The organism is Pseudomonas sp. GW821-FHT09D08 (assembly GCF_059416305.1).
The window spans coordinates 497,742-515,089 of the sequence record NZ_JBWKOX010000001.1 but is presented as its reverse complement, the minus strand read 5'-3'; the positions used below and the strand labels follow the sequence as shown (position 1 = coordinate 515,089).

The 17,348-nt window shown below is 60.6% G+C and carries 14 protein-coding genes; 5 read left to right on the top strand and 9 right to left on the bottom strand.

Annotation, left to right across the window (positions count from 1 at the left end):
- Positions 1 to 123 precede the first annotated feature (123 nt).
- Genes gnd through AC07OP_RS02095 form a run of 3 tightly spaced genes read left to right on the top strand, consistent with a single transcriptional unit; the run spans position 124 to position 3,493 of the window.
- Positions 124 to 1,152 (top strand): phosphogluconate dehydrogenase (NAD(+)-dependent, decarboxylating), encoded by a 1,029-nt coding sequence (gene gnd, locus AC07OP_RS02105; RefSeq protein WP_223841635.1) that lies wholly within the window; start codon positions 124 to 126, stop codon positions 1,150 to 1,152.
- Positions 1,149 to 2,672: a glucose-6-phosphate dehydrogenase gene (gene zwf, locus AC07OP_RS02100; protein WP_495101609.1), complete on the top strand. Its 1,524-nt coding sequence runs from the start codon at positions 1,149 to 1,151 to the stop codon at positions 2,670 to 2,672. Before gnd ends, zwf begins: the two co-directional genes overlap by 4 nt.
- Positions 2,669 to 3,493, top strand: coding sequence for an HAD family hydrolase (locus tag AC07OP_RS02095; RefSeq protein WP_495101608.1), 825 nt, complete (start codon positions 2,669 to 2,671; stop codon positions 3,491 to 3,493). The genes zwf and AC07OP_RS02095 overlap by 4 nt, the downstream gene beginning before the upstream one ends.
- 65 nt (positions 3,494 to 3,558) lie before the next feature.
- Here the strand turns inward: AC07OP_RS02095 and AC07OP_RS02090 are convergent, their stop codons facing one another.
- Entirely contained in the window at positions 3,559 to 3,819 is a 261-nt protein-coding gene (locus AC07OP_RS02090) for a hypothetical protein (RefSeq protein ID WP_032887053.1), read from the bottom strand.
- Between the two features lie 343 nt (positions 3,820 to 4,162).
- On the opposite strand from AC07OP_RS02090, the gene AC07OP_RS02085 reads away from it, so the two are divergent.
- Positions 4,163 to 5,488 carry a sigma-54 dependent transcriptional regulator gene (locus AC07OP_RS02085; RefSeq protein WP_115486227.1) on the top strand — a complete coding sequence of 442 codons (1,326 nt, stop codon included), beginning with the start codon at positions 4,163 to 4,165 and terminating at the stop codon, positions 5,486 to 5,488.
- A gap of 75 nt (positions 5,489 to 5,563) precedes the next feature.
- Here AC07OP_RS02085 and fapF read toward each other — a convergent pair whose 3' ends face one another.
- The 7 genes from fapF to AC07OP_RS02050 all read right to left on the bottom strand — a co-directional run bounded on the left by fapF (position 5,564) and on the right by AC07OP_RS02050 (position 11,579).
- Entirely contained in the window at positions 5,564 to 6,868 is a 1,305-nt protein-coding gene (gene fapF, locus AC07OP_RS02080) for a fibril amyloid transporter FapF (RefSeq protein ID WP_115486226.1), read from the bottom strand.
- Between the two features lie 49 nt (positions 6,869 to 6,917).
- Positions 6,918 to 7,661: a fibril amyloid subunit FapE gene (gene fapE, locus AC07OP_RS02075; protein WP_115486225.1), complete on the bottom strand. Its 744-nt coding sequence runs from the start codon at positions 7,659 to 7,661 to the stop codon at positions 6,918 to 6,920.
- A 38-nt stretch (positions 7,662 to 7,699) separates the two neighbouring features.
- Complete coding sequence (gene fapD, locus AC07OP_RS02070) at positions 7,700 to 8,380, bottom strand: fibril amyloid maturation endopeptidase FapD (RefSeq protein ID WP_495101607.1); 681 nt, start codon at positions 8,378 to 8,380, stop codon at positions 7,700 to 7,702.
- 61 nt (positions 8,381 to 8,441) lie between these two features.
- The gene (gene fapC, locus AC07OP_RS02065) at positions 8,442 to 9,188 is read right to left on the bottom strand and encodes an amyloid-like fimbrin subunit FapC (protein WP_495101606.1); all 747 of its coding nucleotides are present in this window, start codon (positions 9,186 to 9,188) and stop codon (positions 8,442 to 8,444) included.
- 67 nt (positions 9,189 to 9,255) lie between these two features.
- Positions 9,256 to 9,807: a fibril amyloid subunit FapB gene (gene fapB / locus AC07OP_RS02060; RefSeq protein WP_495101605.1), complete on the bottom strand. Its 552-nt coding sequence runs from the start codon at positions 9,805 to 9,807 to the stop codon at positions 9,256 to 9,258.
- Positions 9,807 to 10,256 (bottom strand): fibril amyloid chaperone protein FapA, encoded by a 450-nt coding sequence (fapA, locus tag AC07OP_RS02055; protein WP_495101604.1) that lies wholly within the window; start codon positions 10,254 to 10,256, stop codon positions 9,807 to 9,809. The genes fapB and fapA overlap by 1 nt, the downstream gene beginning before the upstream one ends.
- 327 nt (positions 10,257 to 10,583) lie before the next feature.
- The gene (locus AC07OP_RS02050; protein WP_495101603.1) at positions 10,584 to 11,579 is read right to left on the bottom strand and encodes a FecR family protein; all 996 of its coding nucleotides are present in this window, start codon (positions 11,577 to 11,579) and stop codon (positions 10,584 to 10,586) included.
- Positions 11,580 to 11,721: 142 nt separating this feature from the next.
- Between AC07OP_RS02050 and AC07OP_RS02045 the strand changes: the two genes are divergently transcribed.
- Positions 11,722 to 11,991 carry a PepSY domain-containing protein gene (locus tag AC07OP_RS02045; RefSeq protein ID WP_495101602.1) on the top strand — a complete coding sequence of 90 codons (270 nt, stop codon included), beginning with the start codon at positions 11,722 to 11,724 and terminating at the stop codon, positions 11,989 to 11,991.
- A gap of 20 nt (positions 11,992 to 12,011) precedes the next feature.
- Here the strand turns inward: AC07OP_RS02045 and AC07OP_RS02040 are convergent, their stop codons facing one another.
- Positions 12,012 to 17,171, bottom strand: coding sequence for a dermonecrotic toxin domain-containing protein (locus tag AC07OP_RS02040; RefSeq protein ID WP_495101601.1), 5,160 nt, complete (start codon positions 17,169 to 17,171; stop codon positions 12,012 to 12,014).
- Positions 17,172 to 17,348 lie beyond the last annotated feature (177 nt).

Genomic DNA, 17,348 nt, shown 5'->3' with positions numbered 1-17,348 from the left:
GGAACTTTTTTATTTTTGGTGGTCGTGTGACTTTCGGGGGCGTGATGGTGAAACGATGGCAACTTTTTCCCATGAAACTACACGGATCTGCCCTGGACTAACCCTCATTAGCCTCATTGCGCTATAAACTATGTCACACATTTATTCAGTAGTTGGGAGCATCAGCACATGCAACTGGGGATTATCGGACTAGGCCGCATGGGCGGGAATATTGCACGGCGCCTGATGCTCAATGGGCATACCACCGTTGTTTACGACCGTAACGAAGCATTTGTCAAAGGTTTGAGCGAAGAGGGCGCCACCGGCGTTGCCGACTTGAAGGCCCTGGTGGCCGGGCTGCAGAAACCGCGTGCCGTCTGGGTGATGTTGCCGGCAGGCGACCCCACCGAAAACACCATCAATGAACTCAGTGAGCTGCTGGAAGACGGTGACGTGATCATCGACGGCGGCAACACCAACTATAAGGATGACGTACGTCGCGGCAAGGCCCTGGCGCAAAAGGGCCTGCACTATGTCGATGTCGGTACCTCCGGCGGCGTCTGGGGCCTGGAGCGTGGCTACTGCATGATGATCGGCGGCGACACCGAGACGGTGCAGCGCCTCGACCCGATCTTCGCCAGCCTGGCGCCGGGCCTGGGCAACATCCCGCGCACCAAGGACCGTTCCGCGTCGGCTGACAAGCGTGCCGAGCAGGGCTACATCCACGCCGGCCCGGCGGGCTCCGGGCATTTCGTCAAGATGATCCACAACGGCATCGAGTACGGGATGATGCAGGCGTTTGCCGAAGGTTTTGACATCCTCAAGACCAAGAACTCGGAAAACCTGCCCGAAGACCAGCGCTTCGACCTCAACGTTGCCGATATCGCCGAAGTCTGGCGCCGTGGCAGCGTGGTCTCGTCCTGGTTGCTGGACCTGACCGCCGACGCCCTGGCCACCGACCCCAAGCTGGACGGTTACTCCGGTTCCGTGGCCGACAGTGGCGAAGGCCGCTGGACCATCGAAGCCGCCATGGAACAAGCCGTGCCGGTGCCGGTACTGTCCACGTCGTTGTTCGCGCGGTTCCGCTCGCGCCAGCAGAGCACCTACGGTGACAAGATGCTGTCTGCCATGCGCTTTGGCTTTGGCGGCCACGTGGAGACTTCCAAAAAATGACCGCCAACGGCAAGAAACTCAAGGCCGAACCTGCTCCACCCACCACCCTGTTTCTGTTTGGCGCCCATGGCGACCTGGTCAAGCGCCTGCTGATGCCGGCGCTGTACAACCTCGGTCGTGATGGCTTGCTGGGCGATGGCCTGCGTATCGTTGGCGTCGATCACAACGCCATCAGCGATGCCGACTTCGCCAAGAAACTCGAGGATTTTATCCGCACCGAGGCGGCGAGCAAGGTCAAGGGCAATGGGGATAACGCCCTCGATCCGGCATTGTGGGCGCAACTGGCCAAAGGCATCAGCTACGTCGAGGGCGATTTCCTCGATGACAGCACCTACGCCGACATCGGCAAGAAGATCGCCGGCAGCGGTACCGGCAACGCGGTGTTCTACCTGGCCACCGCACCGCGCTTCTTCAGTGACGTGGTGCAGCGCCTGGGCAGTGCCGGCCTGTTGACGGAAACCGATGACAGTTTCCGGCGCGTGGTGGTCGAGAAGCCCTTCGGCTCCGACCTGGCCACCGCCGAAGCGCTGAATGCCAGCCTGCTCAAGGTGATGAGCGAGAAGCAGATCTATCGCATCGACCATTACCTGGGTAAGGAGACGGTGCAGAACATCCTCATCAGCCGTTTCTCCAACGTGCTGTTCGAAGCGTTCTGGAACAACCATTACATCGACCACGTGCAAATCACCGCCGCCGAAACCGTCGGCGTGGAGACGCGAGGCAATTTCTTCGAAAAAACCGGCACCCTGCGCGATATGGTGCCCAACCACCTGTTCCAGCTGCTGGCGATGGTGGCCATGGAGCCCCCGGCTGCCTTTGGTGCCGATGCGGTGCGTGGTGAAAAGGCCAAGGTCATCGGTGCGGTACGCCCGTGGTCCCTGGAAGACGCGCGGGCCAACTCGGTGCGCGGGCAATACACCGCGGGCGAAATCGCCGGCAAGCCGCTGCCCGGCTACCGCGAAGAAGCCAACGTCGCTCCCGACAGCAGCACCGAGACCTTCGTTGCCCTCAAGGTGATGATCGATAACTGGCGCTGGGTCGGCGTGCCGTTCTACCTGCGTACCGGCAAGCGCATGAGCGTGCGCGATACCGAGATCGTGATCTGCTTCAAGCCGGCGCCCTATGCGCAATTCCGTGACACCGAGGTGGACGAGGTCAAACCCACCTACTTGAAGATCCAGATCCAGCCCAACGAAGGCATGTGGTTCGACCTGCTGGCGAAAAAGCCCGGGCCGACCCTCGACATGGCCAACATCCAGCTGGGGTTTGCCTACAAGGACTTCTTCGAGATGCAACCGTCGACCGGGTACGAAACCCTGATCTACGACTGCATGACCGGCGACCAGACCTTGTTCCAGCGCGCCGACAACATCGAAAACGGCTGGCGTGCAGTGCAACCGTTCCTCGATGCGTGGAAGGAGGACGACGGGATCCAGACCTACAAGGCCGGTGAAGACGGGCCTGCAGCGGCTGACGAATTGCTGGCGCGCGATGGCCGCACCTGGCACTCGCTCGGATGAGTGATGCAGCGATTCATCCCATCCGTTTTATCCTCAGCGACGTGGACGGCACCTTACTGCATCCGGATCACCGTCTGAGCCAGCGCACCGCCGATGCGGTGAGCGCCCTGCGCGCGGCCGGGGTGTTTTTCAGCCTGGCCAGTGGGCGACCACCCAAGGCCATGCTGCACCTGATCGAGACATTCGGGATCGATGTGCCGGTCGCAGGCTTCAACGGTGGCACCTTGATCAACCCGGATGGCAGCATCCTGGTTGCCCACCATCTGCCGGCGGAGGCGGCGCTGGTGACCTTGGCGCTGTTCTCGGCCGAGCCGGATGTGGAAGTGTGGGTGTTTGCCGACGGTGACTGGCTGCGCCGTGGTCCGCCAGGGCCGGTGGAACCGCGCGAAGTCCATGGCCTGGGGTACGGGCCGGTAGTGGTGGAGAGTTTCGAGCCCTACCTGGAGCGTATCGACAAGATCGTCGCCGCGAGCAACAACACCCCATTGCTGGTGACGTTGGAAGCGCAATTGCAGCCCAAGGTCCAGGGCTTGGCCCAGGTGTCGCGTTCGCAGCCGATTTATTTGGATGTGACGGCCATGCTGGCCAACAAGGGCGAGGCGTTGAAGACGCTGGCGGCGCATCTTGGGGTGCCGCTGGAGCAGACGGCGGCCATCGGGGATGGGGGTAATGATCCGGCGATGTTTCAAGTGGCGGGGTTGTCGATTGCCATGGGGCAGGCGGAAGAAGCCGTCAAGCGTCAGGCCAGCGTGGTCACCGGCAGTAATGTCGAGGATGGCGCTGCCGAAGCAATCGAGCGGTTTATTCTCACGGCGCGATAAACCTCTAACGTTGTACTGCGCAACTTGCGACCACTGTTTTGCAGTGATCGCAAGTTAGCTGCTATTTACTTCGGCATGGCCCAGGACTGCAACTGGTAGCCATCTTTGTCGAGCTCGGCTCGGGCTTGCAACAGCAAGTCTTCCAATTGCGCCGGGTCGCTATAGGTGTTCGACGACAGTTGTTTGCTGCCGATACGGGTATTGGTGCGGTCGATGACACTCAGGCTCAGGGCGCCGTTGCCGTCGTGCCAGGCCACGCATTGAAAGGGCTGGAAAGCACGGTCTGCGATCAAAAGAGCTTCGTTGATGCGGAGCGGGGCGTTCATGTGGGTCTCTCTCTAAATGCCCATTCAAGTGAGTACCGGCGGTTGGGCTGACCGTGCGGCGGGTTACTTGTACTGATGCGCGATGACGGGGTGCGGGTCACATGTTAGAGCAACAAATTTCAACTTTTCCTGATTGATGTCATGTAAGCGGCTGTTTTGAAAGCTGAATGAAAGTTTTAGCGCGGCGCAACTTTTTAGCTCAATGCATTGTTTGATGGCTTTTTACCGGCTGTTATAGCGAAATGGTACAAGGCCTGCGTCAAGATCTTGCTAGTGTTAGCGCTGGTCGTCACAACACATTGTTTCTAAATAACTTTAACAATTTTGACGCCAAGGAATAGTCATGGTTGTTACACCCGTGCAGCGCCGCTTACTCGTGGTTGACCCCTGTGACGACTGCCATGGCTTATTACCCGGTTTGCGCACGGCAGGCTGGGAGGTCGACAGCTGTGCCCTGGAGGCGGTAGGTGACCGATCCTGTGATGTCGGTTTGCTGCGGCTGCAGCCTTACCATCTGGAGCGTCCGGAAGCGGTCAAGGAACTGATTGGCCGCAGCGGCACCGAATGGATTGCTGTGCTCAGCCAGGATGTATTGCGTTTGCAAAATGTCGGTGATTTTGTCTGCGAGTGGTTTTTCGATTTTCATACCTTGCCTTTCGATGTGTCTCGGGTCCAGGTCACCTTGGGCCGGGCATTCGGCATGGCACGCTTGCGCGGCAAGGGGCACACTCCGGTCGATGAGCCCGAGCATGAGCTGCTCGGTGACAGCCGCCCGATTCGCGAATTGCGCAAGTTGTTGTCCAAGCTGGCGCCCACGGAGTCCCCGGTGCTGATCCGTGGCGACAGCGGCACCGGCAAGGAGCTGGTGGCCAAGACCCTGCACCGCCAATCCCAGCGCCATGCCAGGCCCTTTGTCGCGATCAACTGCGGCGCCATTCCCGAACACCTGATCCAATCCGAACTGTTCGGCCATGAGAAGGGCGCGTTTACCGGTGCCCATCAACGCAAGGTCGGGCGCATCGAAGCGGCCCATGGCGGCACCCTGTTCCTTGATGAAATCGGCGATTTGCCCATGGAACTGCAAGCCAACCTGCTGCGCTTTCTCCAGGAAAAGCAGGTCGAGCGGGTCGGTGGCAGCCAGCCGATTCCGGTGGACGTGCGGGTGTTGGCGGCCACCCACGTCGACCTTGAAGCGGCCGTCGCCAAGGGCGCTTTCCGCGAAGACTTGTACTACCGGCTCAATGTGCTGCAGGTGGTCACCGCGCCCTTGCGCGAGCGCCATGGTGATGTGGCGATGCTGGCCAACCACTTTTCACGCTTCTACAGCCAGGAAACCGGCCGCCGCCCCCGCAGCTTCAGCGATGACGCCCTGGTGGCCATGGGGCAACACCCGTGGCCGGGCAATGTGCGCGAACTGGCCAACCGCGTGCGCCGCGGCCTGGTACTCGCCGAAGGGCGCCAGATCGAAGCCGCCGATCTGGGATTGCTGGGCGAACAGGCAATTTCGCCACCCATGGCTACACTGGAAGACTATAAGCACCGTGCTGAACGCCAGGCGCTGTGCGATGTGCTCAATCGGCACAGCGACAACCTGAGTGTCGCGGCCCGTGTGCTGGGGATTTCCCGGCCGACGTTCTACCGGTTGCTGCACAAACACCAGATCCGCTAGGGCGGGTAAACCGAAAAGCCCCGCAACGACCCTTATCGTTGCGGGGCTTTTCCTTGTGTGCCTATAGGCGTCGGCTTAGAAGTAATACGGGAATTTCAGGCTGAACGTAAAGTCCGGCGCATCGTCCGTCATGCCGATTGCCAGGTTCGGCACGATGGTCAGGTTATCCGACGCGGCAATGGTCATCCCCACGTTGAAATAACCGGCGTTGGCATCGCTGGAAACCACCGATTGCCAGTCGCCGCCGTTGGGCTTGAGCCTGCTCTTGCGTTGCACCAGGTCGGACACCGAGAACGACATACTCATCTTCTCGTTGAGGGCAAAGGCCACGCCGACCCCGACCTGGAAGCTGTCGCCCAGGCTGACCTTGCCGCCGACCTTCTGGTTGACGTCACTGCTGATGTCATCGAAGGATTCTTCGAAGTTATGGGTGTAGGACAGCGAGCCGAATAACACGGCAGGGTCGAAGGTCTTGACCAAGGAAATGCCCGGTGTGATCGACCACACGCCATTGCCCGTAGGCAGGCTTTCCGGCACGAACAGGTTGTCGTTGCCGGGTGTATTGATCAGCTTGATACCAAACGGTTCTTTGCCGGTGGGCGCCTTGACCCGCACCGACACCACGGCATCCGGCAGGGTGGGGGTTTCGTCGAGGAACTTGTAGGCCACGCCGAAGTTGACGTCGCCGATGGTCGGGTCGCGGGTGACCGACTGTTCCGATGTGGCGGTGCCGTTGTTGCCGGCACCGGCAGACTGGTAAGTCGACTCGCGGTACACCACCGGCACGTTCACGTCGAACTGCCAACGGTTATCGACGTTATAGCGCCCGGTCAGGTCCAGGGTCCAGTTATCGGACTTGATCCGGTCCAGGTTGATATTGCCGAGGAAAATCGAGTCCAGCGCCAGGAAGCCGTTGAGGGTCAGCTGACGGGCGTCGTAACGGGCATAGGTAACGCCGGTTTCGAAGCTGAACTTACCGTTGCCGAAAAAGCCGCTGGCTTCGTTGTAGAGGTTACTGACGCTTTGCGCCGGGGCCGAATCATCCTTGAGGGACTGGCCGTAGGAACTGCCGCCGCCCCCCGCCCCACCGGAAGCCGCCGCGGCCCCCGTGCCCGCGACGGTGGTGCCGTTGGCTTTTTGAAAGTCTGCCGGCGACTTGGCCAAGCGTTTGGGGGCCGGGGTGGCCGGTTGGTCTTCGACCTGACGCACGCGCTGCTCCAGCACGGCCAGCGCTTTTTGCTGCACTTCGTACCGCTGCTTGAGTTCCAGAAGTTCCTGTTTGAGGGTTTCGATGTCGCTGTCTGGCGCTGCATACAGAACGGATGCGGGCAAGAGCGTACTTAAACAGATCACAGCACGGAGCGATAACGATCGATGCATGAAATAAGCCGTCCTTTTCTAATGCGTAAGTGTCGACGGTCAGCGTAGTTCAATAACCGAGCGTGCGTAGGGCTTTGAGTTGATCCAGATTGCAGTTCAATGCACCGTTGTTCAAACCGTTATTGTTCATCACGACGTTAAGTTGGGTCATGTTGTTGACGAAGTTAGTGTTGCCGGTCAGCACCGTGCCTTGCAGCACATTCCCGCCGCCGATCTGCTGCAGGCTGTTGCCCTGGTTGTGGTTGGCCTGGATCGCCATCTGCAAGCCGCCGTTGTTGGCCGACACGCTCACGCGGCCTGCCGCGCTGTCACCGGTAACGGTGCCGCCGGCGACCAGCACTTGCCCTGATTGCACGATGTTGGAGGGCGCAAAGCCGTTCTCGACGGTGATACCCACATTGTTGTAGGCGGTGTTGCCATCGCCGGCGGTGCGCACGCTTTGTGTCACACCCTGGCCAGTGCCCAGGCCGGCGCCGCCGGTAACCGTGCCGGTGCCGGTATTCGGGTTCGTGCCGTTGCCGGTCGAGCCGGTGGTTTGTACATAGAATTGCGGGGTAACGGTCGACGAATCGATCTGCATGCTGGCCTTGCCGGTGATGCTGTCACCCACGGCGTTGGTCCAGGTGCTGCTCATGACAATGCCGAAGCTGATGATTCGCCCCGGCATCACGTAACGACCGCGCAGGTCGGCCATTTCCGAATCCTTGAGTTCGATGGGTTTGAACCCCGACGAAGCATAAGCGGGCATTGAGGCTGCCAGACACAAGACCGTCAGCCAACGGGAAGTGTTCATCTTTTGCTCCTGGAGCGTCCTGCCCCTTATTGCGCTTCTTAGAAGAAGTCGCTCTGGATAAAACCGAAATCCATCAACTCGGCATCACCTACGGGCCTGAACTGGTTCAACTGGTTCTTGGCGGTCAGTGGTGTGGGTGGGTCGAGCAGGGCATTGGCCTTGTCATAACCCTCACCCAGCACGGCGAACACGATGCCGTTCCAGCCCTTGACGAAGTCATCATGGGAATAGCGCTTATGGCCCAGTACCGGGTCGCCGATATAGACCCAGTCCTTGTCGGCCCGCTGCATCACCACGAAGTGCTTGTAGCCACGAATTTCCAGCAGCACCACCACGGGGATCTTTACGGTGACCAGTGTTTCTGGCGCGATTTTGTAGCCCCGGGCACGCATGCCGATGCTTTCGAGGTAGCGTTTCATGTCCAGCATGGAAAAGCCCTGGGTACGTACCAGGTCCTGGTCGGCATTGACCAGCATGCCTTTGATGACGTGATCTTCGTCTACATCCAGCCAATAACCCTGGCGCAGAATGGTAGCGAGTGCCGCAGCACCGCAGCTGAAGTCGGTTTTCTGTTCCACCAGGTTGGCGAACCGGCGCTCACGAATACTCTCGACCTTCTTGTAGATCACTGCACCGCCAGGCAGGGCGGAGATCGCCATGGTGCCTGCCCAGGTCGGGCCGGTGAGCAGCATCAGGAGGGTGAGGGTCGCGAGGCGCATGATCATGTGACCTGCTGGACACTGGAATAAAAAAGGGCCTTGTTGCCAAGGCCCCGCTGGATCAGAAGCGCACGCCGCTGGCGCAGACGCTGCAACCTTGACCGATCGACAGGCTGTTGCTGCCTTGGTTGCCCGAGCCGGATTGCAGGTTCACACCCACGTTGCCGGAGTTGCGGTTAACCGAGTTGTCGAGGCTGGAGTTGTTGGACACATATTGGGCTTTGCTGCCATGGCCATACCCGTAGCTGGTTGCGGCAGTGTTCAGGTAGCTGTTGGCGAGCGAGTTTTGCTCGGTGTTGGCGGCCGCTGCGATGTTTTTGCCATCAGCGGTGGTGATTGCCAGGTTGTTTTTACCCTGGTTGCCTTGACCGGCCTGGCCGTTGTAACCCAGGTTGCCGGAGTTACCGTTAAGGGAGTTATCCGCAGAGGCGTTGTTCTGGGTGCCTTTGTTGACGAAGTTGTTCAGCGCGCTGTTTTGATTGACATCGACAACCGCGAATACCGTTGCAAAGTCACCTTTGGCACTGGAGATGGCGCCGGAGTTGTCGGCCTGGTTACCACTGCCCGACTGAACGTTGACCCCAGTGTTACCGCTGTTGCCATTGACCGAGTTATCGGCAGAGGCATTGTTTTCGGTCTTGGTGTCATCGAACTTGTTGCCGCCGCTGTTTTGTACATCGGTCACCACAGAGGCAACCACACCGGTGGGTTGAGGTGCAGGGTGCCAGCCACCACCTGCTTGAGCAGCAGCAGCCATGAGTGCGGCCAGAGCGAAAACCAGTGGTTTCAGAGCCATTTGAGGTTTCATGGTGTTTCTCCTTGCTTCTAATTAGTTGGTTAAGTGTTGGTACGGTCTAACGAGGGCTACCAAGCGTTTACTTGATAGTGATGCCCAGGGTGTTAGCCACTCGGTTCCCCACCCCGGCACTCTGGTTCACCTGAATCACTCCTCGGCTGCCTGTGAAGGCCTGGTCGCTTGTAACGACAAGGCGGCTGCCAGTGGTGGGGGTGAGCCCTGAGTCGGTTGCCAGCGTCGTGGTGTTCTGTTGCAACAGGACGCTGTCATCGATGCTTTGCGGGCCAGGGTTGATGCTGATCCGCACGGCATTGATCGTTTGGTTATTGGCCCCGGCGGACTGGTTGATGCCCAGTACACCGTTGCCGTTGGTAAATGAGCTGCCCTGGATCGCCGCCTTGGCGTTCAGGGACGGGTCGACCTTGCCGTCGAGGCGCTGGATGTTGACGTTGGTGGCCTGGCCACCGAGCGCGATGGCGCGGCTGTTGGACATTTGTTGCTGGTTGCCGGCCGCCTGGTTGATCGACACGACACCTTGGTATTGTTGGCCGCTGTTGTGGATCACCGCCGTGTCGTCGGCGAATGCCGGGGCGCTGGTCAGCAGGGCGAGAACGAGCAGGGAACGATTCATCACTTGCCCCCCAGCATGCTGCCGATGTTGTTCAACGGCGCCATGCCGCGCTGGACCGAGTCGCTGATCTGCCCGCCCATGCTGCTGCCCGCACCGTGGCCCGCGGCGGAACCGGCCCCCAGGGTGGACATGCTGTTCTGTGTGGCGTGCACGCCGGTCAAGGTGCCGTTGGTCTGAACTGCGCGGACAATGCTTGAGCCGCTGCTGATGCCGCCGATATCCCTATCACTGAGCTCGCCGGTGGCGCCGATGATGTCCCGGCTGGGGTTGGCGTTGGCGGTGGTGGGGTAGGGGTCTTTACCGAAGGCGGCGCGGCCGTACATATGAGCCTGCACGTTGCGCCCTGTCACGATCACGCCATCCTCTGCAAAGCTGGGAACACTGATGCCGACGCTGAGTACACAGCTGATCAGCAGCACGTTCATCGAACTTTGAGTGAGTGTGGCCATGGCGGCATTCCTTATTCGTCGCGCTGACCCTAAACAGCGCTGCAAGGGATAGAGCAGAAGCCGTGCCGATTTTTATTTATTGTTGTTATTCAATAGGTTGTAGTTATTTGTGGGCAAAGTGATGTCAGTGCTGTTTCAGCGCTGAGACACCTGCTGCCCAGGTATACACACAGCGCCGTACCACAAACGATTCACCCCGCTGTATCAGCGCTGTAACACCGCGTATGACAAAACGATGAATCCGCATGGCACGGGCGGTCCAGAGGCGTCGAGTGTTTCAAAAATGGACACTTCAGGCGCAACGACGCCCGAGCCGGGGGGGCAAGCTCAGCCTTTGGGGGATTTACGCGGGATGGAATTGAGTACGGGGTTGCCATCCTGGTTCTGGGTCAGGTAGACCGGCAAAACCTTGGGCAAGGAGGGGATGAGGTTATTGACCTCGGTGATGTTGTAGATGCCGCCGATGCGAATTGTCCCGGTGTTGGCGTCTGCCAGCATCACCGGTTTGTTCAGGTAGCGGTTGATCAACGGCAACGCATCCACCAGCGCCAGGTTGTCGAGCACCAGCTTGCCCTGACGCCAGGCCAGGGCACGGTCATTGGCGGTGATTGCCTGTACGCGCGGCGTTGCATCGCCCTGTTGGTAGCTGGCCTGCATGCCCGGCGTCAGGGGCACGCTGCCGTGAATCCGGTCGCTGGTAATCTGCACCGAGCCTTCGAGCAACATCACCCGCACCTGGTCTTCATACTTCCAGACGTTGAACTGGGTGCCCGTGACGCGCACCTGGCCTTCGCCTGCGCGCACGATAAATGGATGGGTGCTGTCATGGCTGACTTTGAAGAACGCCTCGCCCTTGTTCAACGTGACGCGGCGCTGATCCTTGTAGTTGCTGTAGACCAGCTCGGTGCCCAGGTTGAGTTCCACCTCGCTGCCGTCGCCCAGGGTGACCTGGCGTAAGCCATTGGCGGCCTGGAAGCGCTCATAGGAACTCGGCAGCCAGCCGGCTTCCCAGCCAGTGAAGGCGGCCAGAGGCAAGGCGACCAGGCAGATCGCCGCCGCTACCGCGTAGGTGCGCAGCCGGCTGCGCGGCTTGAACGGCACCACCACCGACGGGATCTCGTGGCGCGGCAGGTGGTCGGCGACGTCCCAGATTTCCAGCATGGCCGCGTATTCAAAGGCGTGCAGCGGATGGGAGTCATGCCATTGCGCAAAAGCCTGACGTTCATCCGCGGTGCAATCACTGGCGTGCAGGCGCATGCACCAATGCGCGGCAGCGTCGGTGATGGCGTCATATTCGGCTTCTGAAACGGACTTTTCGCTCATTAACTCATCCTGATTTCGCACATTCTAACCTCCCGAGGTGGACCGCGAGAACAGGCGTCATGGCGATTGCACATCAATTGGAACTTATTCTTATTTGCCAGGACCTAAAAAATTCAGGACATTCCCACAATGGAGTACGAATATGCTGAAGAAAACCTTAGCCGCCCTGTGTGCAACCACTGCGCTGCTCAGTGCCGGCGCCGCTATGGCCGATAAGCCCGGTGCGGGCTGGATCACCATCGAAAAGGCGATTGAAATGGCCAAGACCAAGGCCGGCTACATCGAAGTCTATGCGGCCGAAGCCGATGACAACGGCTATTGGGAAGTCAAGGGCCGCAAGTCAGACGGCACCGTGTATGAAGCGCGCATCGATGGCGCTTCGGGCAATATCCTGCGTGACCAGAAAGACTGATAGACCCGCCGGGAGCCTGTTCAGGCTCCCGCATCCAGTTCCCGGCCGAGTTGGCTGATCATGTAGGTCACCGAGTCGGCATTCGCCAGAATGGTATCGATACGTTTATCGGCGTCGCTCATGAAGATGGCACGGGCATCACTGAGGGTGCGAGTGCCGGTGGTGCTCAGCACCTTGTCCTTGGCCGGTGTGGTCCCGCGATTGCTGCCGAAGTCTTCCCATGCCTGGGAAAAGTCGTCCCAAGTCTTGAACAGCAGGGCGGCGGGCGTGAGGGTGGATAAGGCGGTCTCGCGCAAGTCGGCCAGGTCGGTCTGCATCGGCCTGGCGCCGCGGATGCTGACATTGATCAGGTCGTGGAACGGCCGCATGCTGTCCAGGTAGGCCAGGTCTTCGGTCAGGGATTTCAGGTGCGTGATCTCGTGGATCAATACGGTCGCCCGCGCATGGGCCGAGATATTGAACGGCGTATTCAAACGGTTTTGATAATTGTCCAGCGGCGGGTCGAAGAAGCGGTCGAGCAGGTAGATTTTCTGCTCCGCGTCCTCAGGCAGCACGAAGGCAAAGGTGTTGTGTGCACTGTAGCGATGGGTGCCGGCGACAAAACGCTGTGAGTCGGGACCGATCAGGGTGTGATTCGTCAACTCATCGAGCAGTTCGTCGACGCGTCGCTCGACTCTTTGCACTTGATCGGAGGTCAGCGTGACCACGCCGAACAACTCGCTGAAAAACCGCCCCGCGCGGCTGTTGGGGTCCAAATGCGTGGCAAAGTGCAGGAGGTTGCGCTTGCAGTTGACCGCATAGTACGTCGCGACATTGAGCGCTTCATCGATGCACTGGGCTTTCCAACTCGACAACGCCGCAATTTCCCGCATGCCCGCCGCTTCGATATTGATGGCATCGCGCTCGGCCGCCCGTGTTTGCACCCTGCCTGTGTAGCGACTCAAGGTTTTTCCGTAGCGTGGATGATGTCGATCCAGGTCCAGTGTCCAGCCGCCCTGGGCATGGTGTTGTACATAAGGGCCGTGCAATTCGCCGTTGCTCAGGCGCCAGCGTTGCCCGGCTTTTTTCACGGGGTAGACCTTGCCCGCCACCGCCACAAAATTGCGGCTGCCAGCCTCATCCTGGTAAGGGCTGTCGGGCGAGGTTTGCTTCAAATCGGCCAAGGCCACCCCATGGTTTTCGAACGCTTGTAAATGGGTACGCCCGGGAGCGGTCAGGTCCAGGTCGGCCAAGGTGCCTGGGGCAGGCGGTGCAGCGTGCAGCCATTGCTCCAGGTCGGCCGGCCTGGCGGGTGAGGGCGGCGTAAAGGCCTTGTCCATGTCCCTGCGCAAGGAGGCCAGCTCGGCCACCCCGGCGGCAAAGGTCTTGAGCGCGTGTTGCCAGCGATGTTGCTGCAGGTCTTCAGCGGAGGCCTTGAACAATTCATAGCTGCGCCACACCACCAGCGGATAGGCGAGCTTGCCGGCGAGCAATTGCAGGCCCTTGGGGATTTCCTCGCTGAACAGGCTGGTGACCGCGTCCCATTGGGTGCTGCCCAATCGCTCGAACTGGCGGGCCAGCATCCGCAGCAGCATCTCGCTATTGTCATCGAACAACTGGTTCAGCAGGTTGCCGCCGATGGGCGATACGCCAAGACGAATCTCGGACAATCCCTGGCTCCAACGCTCGCCCAGCAAGTTGCGGTAAGTCGCTTGATGGGGCGCGTCCAGCTGCCCGACTATCCAATCCTGCAGTGCGCCCGGGGTGGTGAACTCATGGAGCAGCGCGGCTTCATCCGCGTATTCGCGCAATAGATGCCTGGGACTGTAGGGCGCGTACAGGACCAGTGGGCCGCGGGCGCCGGCGGCCGGCCCGATCAGGTAGCAGCCCAGCGCCTTGACCCGCGCCGCGCCCTCGGTGGCGATCAACTCAAGCGGACGAACGATCGCGGTCGCGCCACCCACGGCGGCCCGCGCCACTGCATCGGGCATGTCGAAGGCTTGCTGGATAAAGCCCCAGGCCGAGGCGGACAGCCGCTCATCGAGGGTTTGCCCATGGGCGTATTGCAGCAATTGCCAGGGCAATTGCCGGCAGAACAATCGACGCCGTTCGCGGGCCTCTTCGGTCTGGCCCTTGAGAAGGGGGCTGAGCCGGGTCTGGTAGAGGCGTTTCAAGTCCAGCTGGCGCACCAGTTGCACGATGGCATTGCCGTCCAATGCCGCCGGCAGCGGCGTGGCGGTACGCGAACGTGGCCGTATGGCGTCGCCACTGAGTTCGGGCAAGTGCCGCAAGGCAAAGTCCGTGAGGGTCTGGGCGTTGCCTTTCAGGTCGATACGGCCAGGTATCAATACGTTATCCGGATTGACCACTTGCCCCGGAAAACGCGCATTGAGCAGTTCCGCAAGCACTCGCCGGGCTTCATTGCGCATCGGCGTGATGCTGTGCAGGTAGTCACGTGCGTCCGGTGCGCTGATGCGGTATTGCTCCAGCAGTTCGGCGTGGAGGATTTGTTCATGGGGCGGCGCCATGCCCAGCCCTACCGGCAGCGCTTGCTGGCGGACCAGCGCATGCGCGATGGCGATGGCCCTGGGCAGGTTGCTCGGTGGCGGGCGGCGGATCAGGTTGTCCATGCCGGTCTGCAAACGCACGGCCTTCAGTCCCATCGAGAACAGATGATTGATCTCGTCACGGGTAAAGTCGCTGTAGGTCTGTTGCCGGTCATGCAGCAGGTGATCGTCGATACGCAGCAGTGGGCCGAGCTGACAGGCCTGATGGGGCACGCGCTTGGAGACGCGCAGGTTTTCCATCAGGGGCAGTCGCCGTCGGGGATCCTGCAGGCGTTGCTCCAGGTCATCGCGCAGGGCCTTGATCGATGCGAAGGCTTCATAGCCGCCATGGGGCGTCCACAACAGCGCCATGCCCGAATGCACGTTGTCCAAGCCGCCACGTTCGGTCAATACAAAACAATTGGCCAGGGCATGGGGCGTGGCATCCGAGCCGATGCGGACAGTCAGGCCGAACGCGTCCGGGATAAAGCCGTTCAAGCCATGGCGGGTGAGGCGGGTCATGCTGTCGGCCTGGAGCGTGCTGTCCAGCAACGCCAGGCCGGCGGGCGACAGGCTCTTGTTCAGCGCCCGCAGTTGCGCTTCGCCGTTCAGGCCTTGCAGCATGCCCTGGCTCAGGTGCGCCTGGTTATTCTCCAGCAGCACATTCGGCAAGCTGCGCAGGTCATTGCGGGCAAACGTGCTTAAGACCTGGTCGATGATCGCGTTGAAGGTCGCGAGGGTCAGGTTGTTCAGTTTGTACGCGGCACCGGCGCTGCGCCTGCCGTAGAACCAGGTGAGGTAGGACGCGCGCAGGGCATCGGCTTGCCTGGCCAGGCGGGCGATAAAGTGCTCGACCATGCTCGAAGACGCCTGGGGCAAGCGCTCTTCGCGCTCCTGGGCCTGGGTGGGGTAGGTATTGATGTAGACGTCTTCGGGCTGCAGGTCCAGGTTTCGTCTGCTCAACTCCACCTGCAGGGCATGGGCGGCCAGGGTGCGCAGGGTTGGAAGTTGGCTGCGCTCCCGTGCCATTGCCGCCTCGACCGCCTGCAGGCGTTGCAGGTGCAGCCTGGCTTTTTCCGCCTGGACGGTGGAGGGGCGGCCATTGCCGCTGCTAATCGGATGGACGGACCAGCGCCCGTCGCTTTCCTGCTCCAGCAACCGACTGTCGAGCATGCTGCGTATGTCCAGGGCGCTGTCGAGCAGGGCGGCCAGGTCGACGTTGCCTGCACTGCGCCGATAAAGCCCGAGCGCATGCTCAAGGTTACCGAGCTGTTTGGCGACGATGTCCTCGACCGTTTCCTGGAACACATCGCCGGCGACAGGTGTTCCGGTCACCTGGATGTGATCCATGCCGACGAACACGCTGCGCTCATCCATGGACAGGAAATTGAGCAGCTCGTCTTCGTGCCCCGCGGTCTTGAGCATGGCCAGCAGGGTGTCGTTGAGTTCCTTGAGGTCGGCGAGTACCTGCAAGCCACGGGATTGGGTGTAGAGGTACGCGTGGGCAGTGCTGATCATCAGGGTGCTGGCCAGCTCGACGTAATGCTGAAAAGGCGCATGCACCCGCACTTTTTCGATGTTCAGCTGGCTGTCAACGGCTTTGCGCGCGGCTTGGTCCGGAAGGAATACCGTGCGCAGCCGCAGGCTTTCAGCGCTGCTGAGGATCGTTGCCTGGTGCTTGAACAACAGGTCGGCGCGAAACTTGTCAGCCATGACCCGGCTGAAGAAGCGCACGCGCGACTGGCCATCCTTGAAGTCTTCGTTCCAGTAGGTTTGCAGCAGGCTGTTCAATAACTTCGAAAGAATGCTGGCGGTTTGTTCGACCACGCTGTCCCAGCGCTGTTGCTCCTGGGCCAGTTGCTCGGCGCTGAAGGCACGGGTGTCATGCCCGATGTTGAAATACGTGTGGGTCTGGTCCGTGGGCCAGGCCTGCTGCACATAGAAGCGCAACAGCGCATCCCGCAACGGCTCGGAGGCGACCCAGTGCATGTCCTCGGCCGTGGCCGCACGGCGGAAGAAGTTCACCCGGGTGTTGCTCTGGTTCACCCCTGGAAAATAGGTGCGGGCCATGATGCCGAGCAAGGTGTCGAGCATCTCGCGCAGGCTGGGGAGTTTGCGCAGCTCGGCGAACATCGCCAGCACATTTTTCTGCTGGGCCGCGAGGATCACGCGTTCCTGGTCCTCCATCACTGCGCCCTGGATCACGGCGGTGGTGACTGTCAGTCGGGTGTGTGCCGGCAGCGCATCACGTTCGCCGATCGACAGGAACCCCAGTAGATCGGCACGGTACTGCGGTTGCGCCAGGCGGTCGCCGAGTGCATCGAGCAGCCCTGCGTGGCTCGCGAACAGCTCCAGGCCGCCATAGGGCGTATAGAGCACGGCCTTGGCCTCGTCAGGTGTCGGGCTCATCATGAAGGCACCGGCCAATGGGATGGCAGCTTGGCCGGCGAGGCCCACCAGCAGCCTTTCCACCCGCATGGGATAGCCGTTTTCCGTCGGTGCCATGCGTATCGCGTCAGTGGCGTAATACAGCGTGTTCAGCCAATCAAGGTCCTTGACGGTGAACCCGAGCGCACGCTCCCGTTCCGTCGGCTCCTTGCGTCGGTCCGGGCGCAACAGCTCTTCGAAGAAATAGGGCGGGGTGACGTTTGCCATGCTGCACTCTCCATCGGTATGGCGCGTAGGAGGCTCCAAAGTAGGTGCAGGCATCACGTGGAGGGCGGTAGATAACTGGTGCAGATCGCAAGCGCCCGTTGACAGCAGGCACGGCAGGCGTTGTTTAATCATCGGCCTGGATTCTTGTTGTCTCTTCCAATTATAAAATCGGAGCTA